The sequence below is a fragment of the Nocardia abscessus NBRC 100374 genome, from assembly GCF_000308455.1.
GTDB classification, from domain to species: Bacteria; Actinomycetota; Actinomycetes; order Mycobacteriales; family Mycobacteriaceae; genus Nocardia; species Nocardia abscessus.
The window spans coordinates 1-15,032 of the sequence record NZ_BAFP01000139.1 but is presented as its reverse complement, the minus strand read 5'-3'; the positions used below and the strand labels follow the sequence as shown (position 1 = coordinate 15,032).

Below are 15,032 nucleotides of genomic sequence, written 5' to 3'. Positions count from 1 at the left end.
AATTCGCCGATGACCGTCACGGTTGAACGCAGCACGTCCGAGGAACTTCGACACCGCCACAGCGAGGTCTTGCGTCGCGTAGGGATGACGCGAGAGGAGATCGGTGAGTTCGCCGCTCAATAAACCTTGACGCCAGAGGAATTGGCGGCATGGGATGAGCTGCGATCCATCGAGTTCCTTCTCGAGGATGCGTGAGCGACGACACCGACCTCGAGGAACAGGCCCGGCAGTTCGCCTTGGATGTCTCGTAGCGATCGAGGATTTGCGGCGGCTCGGGCTCACTGTCACGGGTGCGCCGGATTCGGCCAGGCCGCCGGCACGGGACCGGTACTAGGGACTCGTTAGTCCTGATTGCACCCCCTGTGCCCGTGCACGACACCACCGGGATCGGGTGCATCCGGGTAAGTGGCGGCACGGGCAAGGGCGGGCTGGTCAGGATTCGAGGTAGAGCCGTTCGTTGGGTAGGCGGGGGAGGCCGGTCGGGTTGCCGGGTAGGACGGTTACCGCGCCGGGGCGGTGGTGGGCGTTCCAGTCCTGGACGAATACGAGTGCGGCGGTTAGGCATGCTGCGAAGTCCATTCGCTGGTCGTGCAGGTAGACCGACAGGTGTACGTCGGGTTCCTCTGGGTGCGGTGATCGGGTATTGCCGCTCATGACACCGCGATTCGGGCGGGTGCTGGTGTGACCGGAGCGATGCCGGGGCGGTGGCCGGAACCGTGGCGGCGATAGCTGTCGAGAGCCGCGCGCCGGTTCATCGGCTTGTCCTGACCGCTCGTGCGAGCAGGCACGCGCGTAGCGCTTCCACCACCAGCCGCCCCGAGGGTCGGTACGTGTCGCGGGGCGCCTCGAGCCATGTCCGGTATCCGGTGTTGCGGTCGGCCGGGGACGGGAGCGCGATCAATCCGCCGTCGCGGATCACTTTCACCCGATCCCGGAACAAGCCCGCGAAGATCCGAGGTTCGTCGGGCAGGTCGGGCCGCACGAGAAAGGTCCAGGTTCGTGAATGCGGGTGCGAGATGGTCGGTCCGAGGCTGTGCCCGCCGCTGCGGAGCCGGTCCGTCACTGCACGGCCCAATGGCTCGGGCATCGACACGCCCCAGACCATCGAACCCGCCCGTACGACGATTCTGCCGAGGGCTTCGGGCTCGACCTCGGCGGGAAGTTGGCAGACCATCTTGTAGAACGCGCACTGTCCGTGCGGGGTCGTCAGATCGAAGCCGCACGCGCTCATCCCTGTGCCTCCGCATCCGTGTTGTCGCCGGACGTTAATGGGGTCGGGTACAAAGTGCGGCCGAGCATCACATGCCCCGGCATGATCACACTGCACACTCGCGTGAACTCGACCGGGACCGAACCGCCCAGATGCGCCATCCCCGGAACGATCACCGCACCCGCGCGGGTCACGTGCACCATTTCCAACACACTCGCTGTCACGACCAACGGCACCGTGTGCGGGGCAACCGCATACGTAGAAGCCAGCGTGTACCCGTGCCGCCGCGTCAACTTCTCGATCGTCGCCTGATCGCCCACCGCGTCGGCATCCGCGACCGCCACACACCGCAACCCGATCGCCAGCGGACCTTGCGCATCTGTCAACTTCCCGCGCAAGGGTGTCGACTGGTCTTTCAGGAACGCCGCCATCCGCTCCAGCTCGGCCATCCCTGCCGAATACATTCCTTGCCCCCTGTCGGCATTCATTCCCCTGCGCCTCCCTGCCATCCGATTGGAAAGCACCCGACGCCGAGGGCATCAACCCCAGCCAGCGGTCGTTACCGCGCTGGCGCGGCCGAGATGAGGAATCGGCCCGCTCACCCCGGCGTCGGGGCCGGGGGAGACGTTATGAGCAGGGACACAACGGATTTGTCCTGAAAGGACAGGCTAAGGAAGTCCGGTCAGGTCCTCGGTGCCAAGTCGGGAGCGATCCCCAATCGCCATGCCAAGCCGCGTAGATTCCGCCCTCCGGCGTCACGTCGCGCGGTGCGCAGTTGATCGGCGATCGCTTCGCGGACGAAGAAGTCGGTGCGAACTTGTTGCGGGGCTATACCTTCGGCCTTCATGAGCAGAGCTAGGCCGTTGTCTCGGTGTTTCGGCTCGGCGAGCAGTGTCCGCCCCGCCTCGGCGTAGTAGTTCGCACGGCGGGAGGGGGACGGGATGGCATCGACGGGTACGTTCCGCGTCAACTCCACAGCCTGTACCCCGTCGCCGAGTTCCATGCCGATAGACGAGCGCCATATCCCGACATTGGTCCGGCCGAACCACAGTCGGCCGAAGTTGCCGATTTCCTCGTCCATCCGCGCCGCGACTGATTCGGCCTCGGCCAGGTGAGTGTTCGCTGTGTCCCGGTCGGACTGCACCGCGCCCGCGAGCGCTGCGGACAGATGGAGCATCCCGTATGCCTGCAAGGCGGAGAAATCATCGAGATGCGGCGTGAGCCGATCGGCCGTCTGAACAGCGCGGGTGTACTGCTGCGTACGCGATATCGAGCCTGCGATGGTGCCGCGCAGCCAAACCGCGAACCCGATCCATGCGGGTGAATCGAGTTCTTCCGCACATGTGCTCGCAGCCTTGACGATCATGATCGGCAAGCCTCGGACACCGAGGCGTTTGGTTGTATTCGCCAACGCGTAATAGCAGCGAATGATGCCTACCAGAACTTCTCGTCTCCGCTGCGGGAGTCGGACATACGCCGCGTGCAACTCCATGAGCAGCCGCGGAGCCAGCGCGCAAGCGGCCGCGTAGTCGGTGGACTCACGAACGGCTTCCAGAGTGGCCAGGTCGGCGGCGATCGCAGACCATTCGCGTATCTCGACTCCAGGGTCAGTGCCGAGTTCGCAGACTTCCAGAGCGTTTTCGACCGCGATCAGTCCGGCGTGCGCTTCGGCACTCGGGCCGTCGGTGGTCTCCCACGGTTGACCATTGAACTCCGACGGCGACACCTTCAACGCCCGCGCCAGCGCCTCGAGCGTGGCGCGATTGGATAGCGGTTGCTCGCCGCGTTCCAGCCGTCCGAGGTATCCGAAGCTGATACCGGCCAGTCCCGCGACCACCTCGAGACTTTGCCCGCGCCAAGCGCGGATTTCACGCAGCCTGCGTCCGACTTCGTTAGGGGGAATGTCGTTCATGGCGTACTCCTCCGCCGATGGCTACCCACTTGCGACGGTACCTGGTGATTTCCGCCGTGCAGGTGGCAAGCGAGAAGAAGATCGAGGACGCGCGGCGTGTCTTCGTGCGGCGGCCGACGGTTACGGCGCGCGCCATTCGGTGGAGAGCTGCTGGAGCAGGTCGCTGCGGGCTCGGCGGGCTTGCACGAGCCGGAATCGGTATGCCTCGGGCACCTGATCGACCTGAGCCTCGAGCAATGTGACCGCTTCCTGAACGGCGGTGAGCCCGTGCTGTAGCTGCTCTTCGGCTCTGATCGTGTTCTCGGCGAAGAACAGAAGTGATTCGGCGAGTTCTGGCAGGTGAGTGGCCGGGTTGGCCTCGGCCAGGCGTCTGTTGAGGGAGACGGCTTCCTGCGCGGTCTCGAGTGCGTCGTAGTGACGGCCCAGCCGGCTCAACCGGACTCCGAGGTTGGTCAGCGACTTGGCCAGTTCGAATAGGTGAGTGTCCGGGTTGGCCTCGGCCAGGCGTCTGTTGATGGAGACGGCTTCCTGTGTGGCTTCGAGTGCCTCGTGGTGGTGGCCGAGCTCGCCCAACCGGATTCCGAGATTGTTCAGTGACCTGGCGAAATTCTGCGAGTAGGTGTCGGGGTCGGCCGCGACCAGTTGTCGGTAGTGGGCGACGGCATCCCGGACGGCTTCGAGTGCCTCATGGCGGCGGCCGAGCTCGCCCAACCGGATTCCGAGGTTGTTGAGCGCGCTGGTCAGATCCGCCAGGTGGGTGTCGGGGCCGGATTCCGCCAGGCGTCGGTAGATAACGACCCCTTCCTGCGCGGTCTCGAGCGCTTCGTGATGGCGGCCCAGCCGTCCCAACCCCAAGCTGTGCTCTGTCAGGGCTTCCGCGAGTTTGGCGAGGTGGGTGTCCGGGTTGGCTTTCGCCAGGCGCCGGTGCAGACCGACGCCTTCCTGCGAGGCTTCGAGCCCCTCGTGGTGGCGGCCCAGCCGGCTCAAACGGATTCCGAGTTGCATCAACGCCTCTGCGAGGTCGGGCAGGTGGGCGTCGAAATCGGATTCGACCAGCTGCCGGTAGAGGGAAACGGCTTCTTGTGCCGCGTCGAGTGCCTCCTGTTGGCGGCCCAGTTCGCCCAACCGGATCCCGAGGTTGTTCAGCGACCTGGCGAAATTGAGCAAGTAGGCGTCGGGGTCGGCCTCGGCGAGTTGCCGGTAGAGGGTGGTGGCTTCCTGAACCGCGTCGAGCGCCTCGTACTGGCGGCCGAGCGCACCCAACCGGCTGGCGAGGTTGTTCAGGGGGCTGGCGAGGTGGGGCAGGTGGCGTGCGGGGTCGGCCTCGGCCAAGCGTCGGTAGAGGTCGACGCCTTCCTGTGCGGCACCCAGTGCTTGGTAGTTGCGCCCCAGCCGACCCAAACGGTTCCCGAGTTGGGTCAGCGCGTTCCCGAGTTCGGGCAGGTAGGTCTCGGCACGGGTTTCCGCCAGGTGCCGGTAAAGGGCGACAGCTTCCTGCGCCGGGCCGAGTGCCTCATGCTGGCGACCCACATCACCCAGTCGGGTCCCGAGAATTGCGAGCGCTGCGGCGAGGGACGGCGCGTAGTGGTCGGGGTCGGTGTCGTTCAGCGATCGGTAGAGCTCGGCGGCCTGCTCAGCGGCGCTGAGTGCCTCGTGGTATCGATGGGCGGCGCGCAGCTGCCAGGAGTACCGCCGGTAGAGGTCGGCTCGCTCGGCCGGGTCGGTGGTCGCGGTGATGCGGTGTGGAAGCAGCGCGATTTCGAGTGCTCGTGCGGCGGTGGTGGTGTCGAGGCCGGGGTTGTCATCGAGGTGTTGCTGGATGGCGGTCAGGATGTCGGGTGCGATGCCGGGGAGGTCGGCCAGCCGCGTCAGCGTCGCGCCTCCGGTCGTGGCGGCGAGGGTGGGGTCTCGGTGCAGGCTCGGGTACAGCAGTGTGGGTGCGAGGTGGGGCCAGCGGCCCGCGGCTTCGACCAGTCGAACGATCGCGGCGCTCACCCAGGGTGAGTCGGTGCGGCGGATGAGCTTGTGCGCGGCGTCGACGGTCCAGGGGTCGGCCGGTAGTGCGTCGCCGGTGCGGTCCGGCTTACCCGGGGTGTTGAGCGCGAGGAAGTCTTCGCCGAGCCGGTCGGGTTGCAGCGGGGTGAGCACGCTGGTCGTCGTCGGGGGATAGCAGAGGCTGTGGTCGTCGACGATCCGTCCGGCGTGTGCTTCATCGATCGCCAGCCCGACCGAGGTGAGCAGGGCGCGGGCCTCGGAGTGGGACATACCGCCGGTGATGGTCGCCAGATGAACCACGCGGCGCATGACCTCGGGGCTGGTGGTGATGAGTTTTCGCTCGAACCGGTCGGCCCAGTCGGTGTATTCCAGACCCAGCAGGTAGGCCGACACCGCTGCGGGGTCGTGGCCAGGGGAGACGTTGCGGATACGGGAATGGATGGCCGCCAGACCCGCCATATGGATGGACAACACCGAATCGAACCGGGGGTCGCCGAGATCGATGCCGACCCGGTAGCGATTGGCGGGCAAGTCGCGCAGCTGCAACGCTCGGGAGAATCCGGTGACCGCGCTGTCGAAGACCGACGCGCGGTCGAACCGTAACCCCAAGGGCGCGAGTGCCGTCACGCTGGTGGCGACGCCGAGTTCGAGCAAGCGAGAAGACAGGGTCGACCACCAGTACCCGGTGGCGCGTGCCAGCAGCAGCACCCGCGCCTTCACACCGCCGGTGGCGGTGACCGCGCGCAAATTGGTGACCAGCGAGTCCAGGTGGGCGACCGGCCAGCGGTGTGCGTCATCGACCACCAGGAGCACCGCGTTGCGGTGGGTCAACGCGATGGTGCCGGGCAGGCCGCTCGCTTCGGTGGTGTGGATCGCCCGCCACGCGGCCCACCCGGTGGCGGTGGCGTTCTCGCAGAATCGACCGGCCAGCCGGGACTTTCCCTCCCCGCCCGCGGCGTGCACCAGATGCACCGCGATGGGCTCGGGTGCGGCCAGCCAGTGGTCGAGCTCGGTGAGTTCGCTGTCGCGGCCGAGAAACCGGACCACGCTGTAGCGCGGCTGCAACAGCAGCGACGGCTGGGCGCGCGCCTGGTCGAGCGGCAGCTTCTCCGCACGGGGAAACGGCTCACACCAGTACCGGTGACCGGAGTCGACGGCACGATCGGTGACGGTGACATCACCGACGACGTGCCGGATGGCGATGACGCTGCCGCCGACGCTGCTGTTGGCGAGCTGTGGCCCCGGGTGACGATCGCGCCACCAGCGCAGCTTCATTCGTCTATTTCGACCGAACCCGCACCACGGATACGGTCGACCCGTCCAGCCACCGTGCTGTCGGTGATCGTCAGAGCGGTAGCCGGTTGCCTCCTCGGGCGACCTGGTGCGCCGGGAGCAGGCGGCGGTACGGCTCCGGACGGAGGTGTGCGTCGGCGGATGGTGACCGGCCCGGCGACGTCGCTGATCGTGGAAACGCCGCCCCCGATGACGGACCCGGTGATGGAGGTCCCGCCGGTCGACGGGGCTGCCCCTCCGCCGGTACCGCGGCGTGCCAGGACCACGCCGTAGATCGAAAGACCCAGCGCCGCGATCCCGACGAACATTCCGACGACGCTGGCCAGCTTGTCACCCTGGTCCAAGCCGAGCGACAAGAACAGCCAGATCCCCAGCCCGATCCCGGTGACTCCGAGAACGAGCAGAACCCCACCCCACAGCTTGTTCCGCACGCTCCCAGTATCGACCAACTCACCCGGCGACACGACCGGAAACGGACAGCTGGTGCCGCCTCGGCACGCGCCCGGGCGTTATTTCGCGGAACTATATGGTTTTTATTAGCGGGATGTCGTCAAAAGCGATCGGCGCGAACGTTATCGGGCTACGCTTCGAAATTCGGCCGCGGTAGCGCCATCGATCCGCGCCGTGATCGGACACGCAATGATCACCCTGATTACCCGCCGAAAAACCCTGCGGCCGAGACGCTGTCGCGCGGGCCCTGGGCGGGCGCGGGCTTCGCAAGTCTGTTAAGGGCGTCGTACGGACCCCGCTTCCATGGCTGGAAACGGCGGGTGCGAACGAGTCCGCGAGAAGGGTCAGAGCCGAGCGACGCAGACGACGAAATGGCGCTGTTGGTAGACGATCCCGCTGTCGGCCGAGCCGCAGGCGTTGACGTCGACGGTGTTCTGCTTGACGTCGATCACCCGAACCGCGCCGGGGGCGGGGGCCGCACAGTCCAGCCGCTTGGGATTGTCGGGGGTCAGCTCCATGCAACCGCCCACCACCCAGTCGATATCCAGGCACAGCGCTGCCTGCACCGCGCCGTGCAAGGTTTCGTTGTAGGTGCGGTCGGCGTCGGTGGGACACGTGCTGTTCGCCGGCGCCTTCTCGATGACCTTGTAAACGGAGTTCCCGCTGCCACAAGCGGTTTTGTCGATCCCGCCCGCGCCGCCGAGCGACACGCAGTCACCGATGTTCACCTGCAGGCTGGTGGCGCTCTTGTTCGACGCGCCGCGCATCGCCGAGGTGGTCGGCAGCGCCTCCGTGGTGGTCGGCAGCGGCTCCTCGGTGGTCGACGGGGGCGACGATGTGATCGGCGCGTCGGCGGTCTGGGCGGCTTTGGCCGGCTCGTCGGCGGGGCCGCTCATCGATACCGCGGCGAAGACCACGAGGGCGGCCGCCAGTCCGGTCCCGACCATGAAGGCGGCCAGGGTGATACCGGCACGGACACGTTGGCGCGACACGTCACGTCCTCCAGAGCTGTAACCCTTCGAACCCACCTAGCGACCCGAAGTTGTGAATCTTGCGGATTGAAGACCACGCCATGCATACACTACGGGGCGCGTCCGCGTCGAGTTCTCCTTCCTGGAACCGGAGATCCGCCCCGGGAATTCACCTGCGTGGCCCAGCCATCCGCAGAAGTGATCACAATTGGATAACGAACCTTCTCGATCATGTGTGCCGGTCGCCAGGTCTGGAAACAAGTCACGGGCGCTGTACAGTCACACGCCATCCGGCCTCCGGAGCCGGGGGTCTGCTGAGAAGGAATTCCAGAATGAAGTTCGGCACTATTGCCGCCATTACGCTCGGTGCGGTTGCCGCAGTGGGCATCACCGCGGGCGCCGTGAACGCGCAACCCGTAGAACCGGATCGAGAGATCACCACAGTTGGTGTCGAGCAAGGAGTCGACTACCGCACCACGGTCTCCCGTGAGACCGGGGCGATCAGCACCGCCGTCGAGCACGGCAGCTTCGCGGTGGTCGACGACGGCACCAAGATCAAGCTGACCTCCGACACCGGAGCCGTGGTCGCGGAAGTGCCGCTGACCTTCGAGGTTTCCGGCAGCAAGCTGTCGGTCGCGCACGAAATCAGCGACAGCGGACGGCGTCTCGCGCTCACCCCGGTGGCCGACGCCAAGGAGATCGGCGAGATGCAGCCGATCAGCTCGATGAACCGGCTGATCGCCGAACTGAACAAGAACGTCGTCGGCGTGGTCGGCGGCGCGCTGCTCGGCGGTCTGCTGGGCGCTCTGATCGGTCTGGGCTTCTTCAGCATCATCACCGGCCCGATCGGCTTGGTCGTCGGCGGTATCGCGGGTGGAGCCATCCAGGGCGGGCAGCCGTTCATGGACGCGCTGATGGCGGTCGTCAACGGCGAGCCCTGATCGATAGCTCGCGGATCGTGTGGGGCAGGCGCACCGCAGCGCGCCTGCCCCACACGTACCGGGTTGTCGATCGCCGTGCCGCCAGGGCGCCACGGCTGATGCTCGGCACCACGTGCTGAGCAGCGAGAAACGCGCGAGCGCCCGATGCCGCTGGGCGCGTGCTTTCGCGCGGTAATGCCGAACGATCAGCGCTCGGCGGAACCGGACTCGCCGTCTCGGTGCTGGCGAGATAGTCGCCAGAGGAACTCCGGGTCGTCGTCGGGTCCGATGACGCGCTTGCGCTGTGGTGAACGCGTTTGCGGGGCAGTGGGTCCAGTCCGCTCGGGGCCGAACGCCTTCCAGCACAACACCGCTATTGCCACCACCGCGATGAGTGCCAACAGGTACGTCACGTCGCTCACCTCCTGGTTACGAGGGTAGTCGCGGACGTGACTCCAGCACACCGCAGACGCGAAAATGGTCTGCGGGCGAGCGCGGACCCGAGCATGACGGGCCCGCGCGGCCTGCGATCAGCGTGCGGTCGCTTCGGTGGTCAGCGACTTGAGCAGCTGGAGTACTTCCGATTCGCGGAACCGGCGATGTCCGCCCGGTGTGCGCAGCGACCCGAGGCGCCCGGCATGAGCCCAGCGCGTCACGGTCTTGGGGTCGACGTGGAACAGGGCAGCAACCTGGCCCGGAGTCAGCAGGGTGTCCTGGCCGCCGACGGTGATCGCAGTCATAGCAAACCTCTCCGTTCTCGACAGTTCCCTCATCAGATGGCGCCATCGTCGCACTGAAACCCCTAGGTACTCGAACCACCTACAGTTGGTAAAGGGGAGGTAATAGACAAAACGGATGTGCGCCCCACCCTCGGCTATGGGCGTGCACCGGGGGCGGGCAACAGCTTCGCATAGGCTGAGGGATGTGCGTGACGCAACTCCACCAAAAGGTGCTTCCGGACAGCAAACCCCTGGCGCAGGACGCAGGCTGGCCCGCAATCTAGCGCTGTACACCGTCGCCAGGTTGGGTCTCGTGGTAGTGCTCACCGCGGTGATCGTGCTGGCCGCGCGGCTGGTGTCGGTGGACATCCCGCTGGTGGTCGCCGCCCTGTTCGCTCTGATCATCGCGATGCCGCTGTCGTTGACCCTGTTCAAGCGGCTGCGGGTCAAGGTCAACGAGGACATCGCCCTGGTCGACGAGCGCAGACGGCGCGACAAGGCCGAGCTGCGCGCGCGGCTGCGCGGTGATCAGCCGCCCACCCCGCCCGGCTCGGGCACGCCTTCGTGAAATTCTGCGATCACGCCGCTCCGCGCGACTGGGTCGACAACGCGGTGCGGCTGATCGACGCCGACGCCCAGCGCAGCGCCGATACGCACCTGCTGCGCTACCCGCTGCCCACCGAGTGGAACGTTCAGCTGTATCTCAAGGACGAGTCCACCCACATCACCGGCAGCCTCAAGCACCGCTTGGCCCGCTCGCTGTTCCTCTACGCGATCTGCAACGGCTGGGTCACCGAGGGGACGACCGTGGTGGAGGCGTCCTCCGGTTCCACCGCGGTCAGCGAGGCCTATTTCGCGAAGCTGCTCGGCCTCGACTTCGTCGCGGTGATGCCCGCGAGCACCTCCCCGCAGAAGATCGCGCTGATCGAGGCGCAGGGCGGACGCTGCCACTTCGTGCGGCGCCCGCCGGACATGTACACCGAGGCGGCGCGGCTGGCGGCCGAATGCGGCGGCCACTACATGGACCAGTTCACCCACGCCGAGCGCGCCACCGACTGGCGCGGCAACAACAACATCGCCGAATCGATCTTCCAGCAGATGGCGTTGGAGAACGATCCGGTGCCGGAGTGGATCGTGGTCGGGGCGGGCACCGGCGGCACCAGCGCCACCATCGGCCGCTACATCCGCTACCGCAGGCACGCGACGAAGCTGGCTGTGGTCGATCCGGAGAATTCCGCCTTCTTCGGCGGATACGAGACCGGGGACGCGGCCTACCAGACCGGAATGCCCTCCCGGATCGAGGGCATCGGCCGCCCGCGGGTGGAGCCGTCGTTCGTCGGCCAGGTGGTGGACCGCATGCTCGAGGTGCCCGACGCGGCGTCGATCGCCGCCGCCAGGTTCGCCAGCACGCGGCTCGGCCGGCGGGTAGGCGGATCGACCGGAACCAACCTGTGGGGTGTGTTCGCCCTGATCGCCGAGATGATCGCCGAAGGCCGCAGCGGCAGCGTGGTCACGCTGCTGTGCGATGGCGGCGATCGGTATGCCGGAACGTATTTCGATGACGCGTGGGTCGCCTCGCAAGGGCTGAACCTCGCCGGGCCGACGGCGATCTTGGAGAAGTTCCTGGCGACCGGCGTCTGGGACGGCTGATCTGCCGCGCGCAAGCGCGTCTTCTTTGTTCGCGGATCGTGGAATCGAGCTGTGCCGCGCCCTCGATCGTCAATTTTTGTTGACACGATGCGTGCGCGTCAATCAAAATTGACGTCATGACGGAAGCAACCACTCTGGCGGCCGCCGCGGGCAGCCCCGATCCCAAGGTCGGGCTGCGCGCGGTGCTCGCGCTGCGCAGGCTGCTCGAACGTCTCGAAGCGATCCAGGTCGCCAACGCCCGAGCCCAGGGCTGGTCCTGGCAGGCGATCGCGGAAGCGCTCGAGGTCAGCAAGCAGGCGGTCCACCAGAAATACAACCGGAGAGACAGGAGCCGCTGATGTTCGAACGGTTCACCAGGTCGGCGCGCACGGCGATCGTGGTCGCCCAGGAGGACGCGCGGGAACTGCGCTCGTCCACCATCGATGTGGAGCATGTGCTGCTCGGGTTGCTCGCGCAGGGCGAGCCGGAGCTCGTGGCACTGCTCGCCGACACGGGACTCACCCATGAAGGCGTGCTGCGCACGCTCTCGGAGCAGGGCAAGGGTGATCCGCTCGGCGCCGAGGACGCCGAGGCGTTGCGGTCCATCGGCATCGACCTCGACGCGGTGCGGGAGTCGCTGGAGGCCCACTTCGGCGAGGACGCGCTCGAGCGCGCCGCACCCGAGCCGCGGCGCGGGCTGTTCGGCTGGGGTCGCGCCGGGGACTACCGGCACATCCCGTTCACCAGAGACGCGAAGAAGGTGCTCGAGCTCTCGCTGCGCGAGGCGCTCGGCCGCAAGGACAAGACCATCGAATCCGGGCACATCCTGCTCGGCATCCTGCGGGCGCCCAACCAGACCACCGAGCGCCTGTTCGGCGGAGCCGCCGCGATCGACCGGCTGCGCCCCGAAGTGCACACTTTGCTCGACCGAGCGGCATGAGTGAGCGGGCATGCGCTGTCCCAGTCGGTCTTTCCGGCGGCGCATGCCCGCACTCTGGGCCTAGCATTGGCCCATGCAGCTCGTGATTCGGTTGATCATCAACGCGGCGGCCATCTGGCTGGCCGCCTTCTGGGTCGACAAGATCGACATCCTCGCGCCCGAAGGCGGCACCGGCGCCAAGATCGCCGTCGTCCTCGCGGTGGCCGCGGTGTTCACGGTGGTGAACGCGCTGGTCAAGCCGATCGTGAAGTTGCTGTCACTACCGCTGGTGATCGTGACGCTCGGCCTGTTCCTGCTGTTGATCAACGCGCTCATGCTGTGGCTGACCGCCGAGATCACCGACGCGTTCACCGATTACGGCCTGCGCGTCGAGGGCTTCTGGGCCGCGGTGCTCGGCGGGATCATCGTCTCGATCGTGAACTGGGTGCTGGGCATCCTGGTGCCGGACGCGGACTGATTCCCGGCGCCTCGCACGGACCACGCTCGGTCTGGCTTCGCGCGAGAGCCACCTTCGGGCCGACGTGGTCGCGTCGGTCGAGCACAGGGCTCGCGTGCGCGCTAGCCCAGCCCGACCGCCAGCGCGGTGACCGCCGACCAGACCAGCAGGGCCAAGCCGGAATCCCGCAGCGCGGGAATCAACTCCAGGCCGCCCTTGCCGCCGCGCACCGGCGCGTTGGCGCGCACGGCGAGCGGGATCGCCAGCAGCCCGGCCAGCGCCCACGGCGTGCGGGCCACCAGCACCAGCGTCGCGAGGAACGGCACCGTCAGCAGCGCGAGGTGCAGGGTGCGGGTGCGCGGGTCACCGAGTTTCACCGCCAGCGTGACCTTCCCGGAGTCGGTGTCGGTGGGGATGTCGCGCAGGTTGTTCGCGACGAGTACGGCGCTGGAGAACGCGCCCACCGAGACCGCGAGCAGCACACCCACCCAGTCGATCCGGCCCGCCTGTACGAACTGGGTGCCGAGCACGGCGACCAGGCCGAAGAAGACGAACACCGCCACTTCACCGAATCCGCTGTAGCCGTATGGGTTGCTGCCGCCGGTGTAGTACCAGGCCCCGGCCAGGCAAGCCGCGCCGACGAGCAGCAGCCACCACGCGCTGGTGAACACCAGCACCAGACCCAGGACGGCGGCGATGACCAGACTGACGATCGCGGCGGTCTTCACCGCGGCGGGCGAGGCCAGTTTCTGCCCGACCAGGCGCAACGGGCCGACTCGGACGTCATCGGTGCCGCGGATGCCGTCGGAATAGTCGTTGGCGTAGTTCACGCCGATGATCAACGCCAGCGAAACGAACAGCGCGAGAATCGCTTTCCACCACACCGCACCGTCGACGGACGCGGCGGCGCCGGTCCCGGCGAGCACCGGGGCGATCGCGTTCGGCAGGGTACGCGGTCGCGCGCCCTCGATCCATTGCGCTGCAGTAGCCATGTCCGCAGCTTAATGGGCGCGGTCGGACGTGGTCCGTCGTCAGTCTGCGCATGGCCGGAGCGGAGGCGGAGGTACGCATAGTGGGCGCGGTCGGACGTGGTCCGTCGTCAGTCTGCGCATGGCCGGAGCGGAGGCGGAGGTACGCCGTGGTTGGCGCGCGGCAGTCAGGCCGTTTCGGCGGTCGCCGCCTCCTGCAACCGCGCGAGTCCCTTCTCGAAATCCCGGCCGATGAATCTGTCCATCGGAATGATCTTGCCGATGAAGCCCATCAGGCCGGTCTGCTGTCCGGTCATCCGCCAGGTCACTTCGGTGCCGGTCTCGACCGGGTCCAGGGTGAAGGTCACCATGTTGGTCGCCTTCATCGGCTTCAGGAACTCCAGGCGCACGCCGATCTCGCGGTCGGCGCTGCCGATGATCTCCATGCTGCCCGCGCCCGCCTTGCGGTTGCCGCTCCACGCATAGCGCGCGCCGACACCGGAGTCGGCGCCGGAATAGCTGCGTTGCAGCTGCGGGTCGAGGTCCTCCCACGGCGACCACTTGACCCACTCGTGGAAATCATCGATCAGCCCGTGCACGCGCGCGGGAGCGGCCGTGATCACGGCCGACCGGACCACCTCGAACTCAGCCATGGGGGTCAGACTATGCGACCGACCACTCCGGATCGCGGCAAAGAAATCGTGTCGGCCCCATCGGGCCTGCTCGCCTACGATGACCGCGGGATGTTTCCGGAGCACAACGGCCCGCACGGCCACAGTCGAGCAGTGACGACGCCCGCAGGCGAATCGGTCGTGGTGGCCTTGCTGGGCGAGGTCGCGCTGCGCCGCGAGGGTGCCCTGACACCGCTGCCAGGGGCGCGCTCCCGGCTCCTGCTCACCGCCCTCGCACTGCGGCCCGGCCGCAGCCGTGGCGCAGACGCCCTGATCGAGGAGGTCTGGGGCGAACAGCCGCCGCGGTCGCCGATGAACGCGCTGCATACCCAGGTCTCCCGGCTCCGATCGGCGCTGCCGGTCGGTGCGCTGGAAATCGGCCCGGCGGGTTACCGGCTGACCCTCGGCGCCGACCAAGTCGACTTGTCCTCGGTAGGCGAGCGGGTGACGCGGGCGCGCAGACTGCACGCCGCAGCCGACCTGCCCGGGTGCCTGGCGGAGATCGCGCGGGCGCGCGCGCTGTGGCGCGGCGACCCCGGCGCCGATCTGCCCCCCGGGCGACCTCGCCGACGAGCTGCGCGCCGCGGCCGGGCGGCGGCTCGCCGAACTCGATGAGCTCGAACTCGCCGCACGCGAGGACGGCGGCGATATCGACGGTGCGCTGCGCCTGGCTCGTCGGCGTGCCACCGCCGACTCCCTGGACGAGCCCGCGCAGCTGACCCTCCTGCGTCTGCTCGCCGCGGCGGGACGGCCCAACGAGGCGCTGGAATCATTCGCGGCCTTCCGCTCCCGATTGGCCGACCAGCTCGGCACCGATCCAGGACCGGCGCTTTCCGCGGCGCACACGGCGATCCTGCGCGGAGAGCCGATCGGGCGCCTTGCGCCGCCGCGGCCCGCATGGGGTGGCTCCGCACCGTC

At 67.6% G+C, this 15,032-nt stretch carries 19 protein-coding genes; 8 read left to right on the top strand and 11 right to left on the bottom strand.

All coding sequences use genetic code 11. The features are described 5' to 3' along the window. Positions 1-432 precede the first annotated feature (432 nt). From ON19_RS42255 to lppU, 7 genes are all read right to left on the bottom strand, one after another. Positions 433-654, bottom strand: a complete 222-nt coding sequence (locus ON19_RS42255) for a hypothetical protein (RefSeq protein ID WP_157229865.1) — start codon at positions 652-654, stop codon at positions 433-435. A 97-nt stretch (positions 655-751) separates the two neighbouring features. After that, positions 752-1,231 carry a hypothetical protein gene (locus tag ON19_RS27540; protein ID WP_043699023.1) on the bottom strand — a complete coding sequence of 160 codons (480 nt, stop codon included), beginning with the start codon at positions 1,229-1,231 and terminating at the stop codon, positions 752-754. Continuing rightward, on the bottom strand, positions 1,228-1,659 hold the full coding sequence (locus ON19_RS27535) for a hypothetical protein (protein ID WP_157229864.1): 432 nt from the start codon (positions 1,657-1,659) through the stop codon (positions 1,228-1,230). Before ON19_RS27535 ends, ON19_RS27540 begins: the two co-directional genes overlap by 4 nt. A 233-nt stretch (positions 1,660-1,892) precedes the next feature. Continuing rightward, complete coding sequence (locus ON19_RS27530) at positions 1,893-3,122, bottom strand: helix-turn-helix domain-containing protein (protein WP_043699019.1); 1,230 nt, start codon at positions 3,120-3,122, stop codon at positions 1,893-1,895. Positions 3,123-3,242: 120 nt separating this feature from the next. Then, positions 3,243-6,392, bottom strand: coding sequence for a tetratricopeptide repeat protein (locus ON19_RS39230; protein WP_051169362.1), 3,150 nt, complete (start codon positions 6,390-6,392; stop codon positions 3,243-3,245). Then, complete coding sequence (locus ON19_RS27520; RefSeq protein WP_051169361.1) at positions 6,389-6,841, bottom strand: hypothetical protein; 453 nt, start codon at positions 6,839-6,841, stop codon at positions 6,389-6,391. The genes ON19_RS39230 and ON19_RS27520 overlap by 4 nt, the downstream gene beginning before the upstream one ends. Before the next feature lie 363 nt (positions 6,842-7,204). Then, a complete protein-coding gene (lppU, locus tag ON19_RS27515) occupies positions 7,205-7,852 on the bottom strand; it encodes an LppU family putative lipoprotein (protein ID WP_051169360.1) in 648 nt (215 codons plus the stop codon). Between the two features lie 311 nt (positions 7,853-8,163). Between lppU and ON19_RS27510 the strand changes: the two genes are divergently transcribed. Next, the gene (locus tag ON19_RS27510; RefSeq protein WP_043699017.1) at positions 8,164-8,772 is read left to right on the top strand and encodes a DUF8020 domain-containing protein; all 609 of its coding nucleotides are present in this window, start codon (positions 8,164-8,166) and stop codon (positions 8,770-8,772) included. Positions 8,773-8,957: 185 nt separating this feature from the next. On the opposite strand, the gene ON19_RS40765 is transcribed toward ON19_RS27510, so the two are convergent. Next, positions 8,958-9,164, bottom strand: a complete 207-nt coding sequence (locus ON19_RS40765; RefSeq protein ID WP_043733248.1) for a hypothetical protein — start codon at positions 9,162-9,164, stop codon at positions 8,958-8,960. A gap of 117 nt (positions 9,165-9,281) precedes the next feature. Further along, a complete protein-coding gene (locus tag ON19_RS27505; RefSeq protein ID WP_040783886.1) occupies positions 9,282-9,491 on the bottom strand; it encodes a BldC family transcriptional regulator in 210 nt (69 codons plus the stop codon). A gap of 136 nt (positions 9,492-9,627) precedes the next feature. Between ON19_RS27505 and ON19_RS27500 the strand changes: the two genes are divergently transcribed. The 5 genes from ON19_RS27500 (at position 9,628) to ON19_RS27480 (ending at position 12,496) form a co-directional block, all read left to right on the top strand. Further along, positions 9,628-10,038, top strand: a complete 411-nt coding sequence (locus tag ON19_RS27500; RefSeq protein WP_051169359.1) for a DUF4229 domain-containing protein — start codon at positions 9,628-9,630, stop codon at positions 10,036-10,038. Further along, positions 10,035-11,120, top strand: a complete 1,086-nt coding sequence (cds1, locus tag ON19_RS27495) for an L-cysteine desulfhydrase Cds1 (protein WP_043699013.1) — start codon at positions 10,035-10,037, stop codon at positions 11,118-11,120. The genes ON19_RS27500 and cds1 overlap by 4 nt, the downstream gene beginning before the upstream one ends. 116 nt (positions 11,121-11,236) lie before the next feature. Continuing rightward, entirely contained in the window at positions 11,237-11,458 is a 222-nt protein-coding gene (locus ON19_RS27490) for a hypothetical protein (RefSeq protein WP_043699011.1), read from the top strand. After that, the gene (locus tag ON19_RS27485; RefSeq protein ID WP_043699009.1) at positions 11,458-12,039 is read left to right on the top strand and encodes a Clp protease N-terminal domain-containing protein; all 582 of its coding nucleotides are present in this window, start codon (positions 11,458-11,460) and stop codon (positions 12,037-12,039) included. The genes ON19_RS27490 and ON19_RS27485 overlap by 1 nt, the downstream gene beginning before the upstream one ends. Positions 12,040-12,112: 73 nt before the next feature. Further along, the gene (locus tag ON19_RS27480) at positions 12,113-12,496 is read left to right on the top strand and encodes a phage holin family protein (RefSeq protein WP_043699007.1); all 384 of its coding nucleotides are present in this window, start codon (positions 12,113-12,115) and stop codon (positions 12,494-12,496) included. 101 nt (positions 12,497-12,597) lie between these two features. On the opposite strand, the gene ON19_RS27475 is transcribed toward ON19_RS27480, so the two are convergent. Beyond that, positions 12,598-13,467, bottom strand: coding sequence for a 1,4-dihydroxy-2-naphthoate polyprenyltransferase (locus tag ON19_RS27475; protein ID WP_043699005.1), 870 nt, complete (start codon positions 13,465-13,467; stop codon positions 12,598-12,600). A 164-nt stretch (positions 13,468-13,631) separates the two neighbouring features. After that, positions 13,632-14,096, bottom strand: coding sequence for an SRPBCC family protein (locus tag ON19_RS27470; RefSeq protein WP_043699003.1), 465 nt, complete (start codon positions 14,094-14,096; stop codon positions 13,632-13,634). 132 nt (positions 14,097-14,228) lie between these two features. Here ON19_RS27470 and ON19_RS44030 point away from each other — a divergent pair, with 132 nt between their 5' ends. Continuing rightward, positions 14,229-14,729: an AfsR/SARP family transcriptional regulator gene (locus ON19_RS44030; RefSeq protein ID WP_255218414.1), complete on the top strand. Its 501-nt coding sequence runs from the start codon at positions 14,229-14,231 to the stop codon at positions 14,727-14,729. Beyond that, positions 14,659-15,032 (top strand): AfsR/SARP family transcriptional regulator (locus ON19_RS44025; protein ID WP_306307063.1); only part of this gene is annotated, 374 nt, incomplete at its 3' end. The genes ON19_RS44030 and ON19_RS44025, both read left to right, overlap by 71 nt.

What these genes read in the sequence shown, in the direction of transcription:
- ON19_RS42255 (WP_157229865.1), bottom strand. Translation starts at nt 654, where the DNA reads ATGAGCGGCAATACCCGATCACCGCACCCAGAGGAACCCGACGTACAC.
- ON19_RS27540 (WP_043699023.1), bottom strand. Translation starts at nt 1,231, where the DNA reads ATGAGCGCGTGCGGCTTCGATCTGACGACCCCGCACGGACAGTGCGCG.
- ON19_RS27535 (WP_157229864.1), bottom strand. Translation starts at nt 1,659, where the DNA reads ATGGCCGAGCTGGAGCGGATGGCGGCGTTCCTGAAAGACCAGTCGACA.
- ON19_RS27530 (WP_043699019.1), bottom strand. Translation starts at nt 3,122, where the DNA reads ATGAACGACATTCCCCCTAACGAAGTCGGACGCAGGCTGCGTGAAATC.
- ON19_RS39230 (WP_051169362.1), bottom strand. Translation starts at nt 6,392, where the DNA reads ATGAAGCTGCGCTGGTGGCGCGATCGTCACCCGGGGCCACAGCTCGCC.
- ON19_RS27510 (WP_043699017.1), top strand. Translation starts at nt 8,164, where the DNA reads ATGAAGTTCGGCACTATTGCCGCCATTACGCTCGGTGCGGTTGCCGCA.
- ON19_RS27505 (WP_040783886.1), bottom strand. Translation starts at nt 9,491, where the DNA reads ATGACTGCGATCACCGTCGGCGGCCAGGACACCCTGCTGACTCCGGGC.
- ON19_RS27500 (WP_051169359.1), top strand. Translation starts at nt 9,628, where the DNA reads ATGGGCGTGCACCGGGGGCGGGCAACAGCTTCGCATAGGCTGAGGGAT.
- ON19_RS27490 (WP_043699011.1), top strand. Translation starts at nt 11,237, where the DNA reads ATGACGGAAGCAACCACTCTGGCGGCCGCCGCGGGCAGCCCCGATCCC.
- ON19_RS27485 (WP_043699009.1), top strand. Translation starts at nt 11,458, where the DNA reads ATGTTCGAACGGTTCACCAGGTCGGCGCGCACGGCGATCGTGGTCGCC.
- ON19_RS27480 (WP_043699007.1), top strand. Translation starts at nt 12,113, where the DNA reads ATGCAGCTCGTGATTCGGTTGATCATCAACGCGGCGGCCATCTGGCTG.
- ON19_RS27475 (WP_043699005.1), bottom strand. Translation starts at nt 13,467, where the DNA reads ATGGCTACTGCAGCGCAATGGATCGAGGGCGCGCGACCGCGTACCCTG.
- ON19_RS27470 (WP_043699003.1), bottom strand. Translation starts at nt 14,096, where the DNA reads ATGGCTGAGTTCGAGGTGGTCCGGTCGGCCGTGATCACGGCCGCTCCC.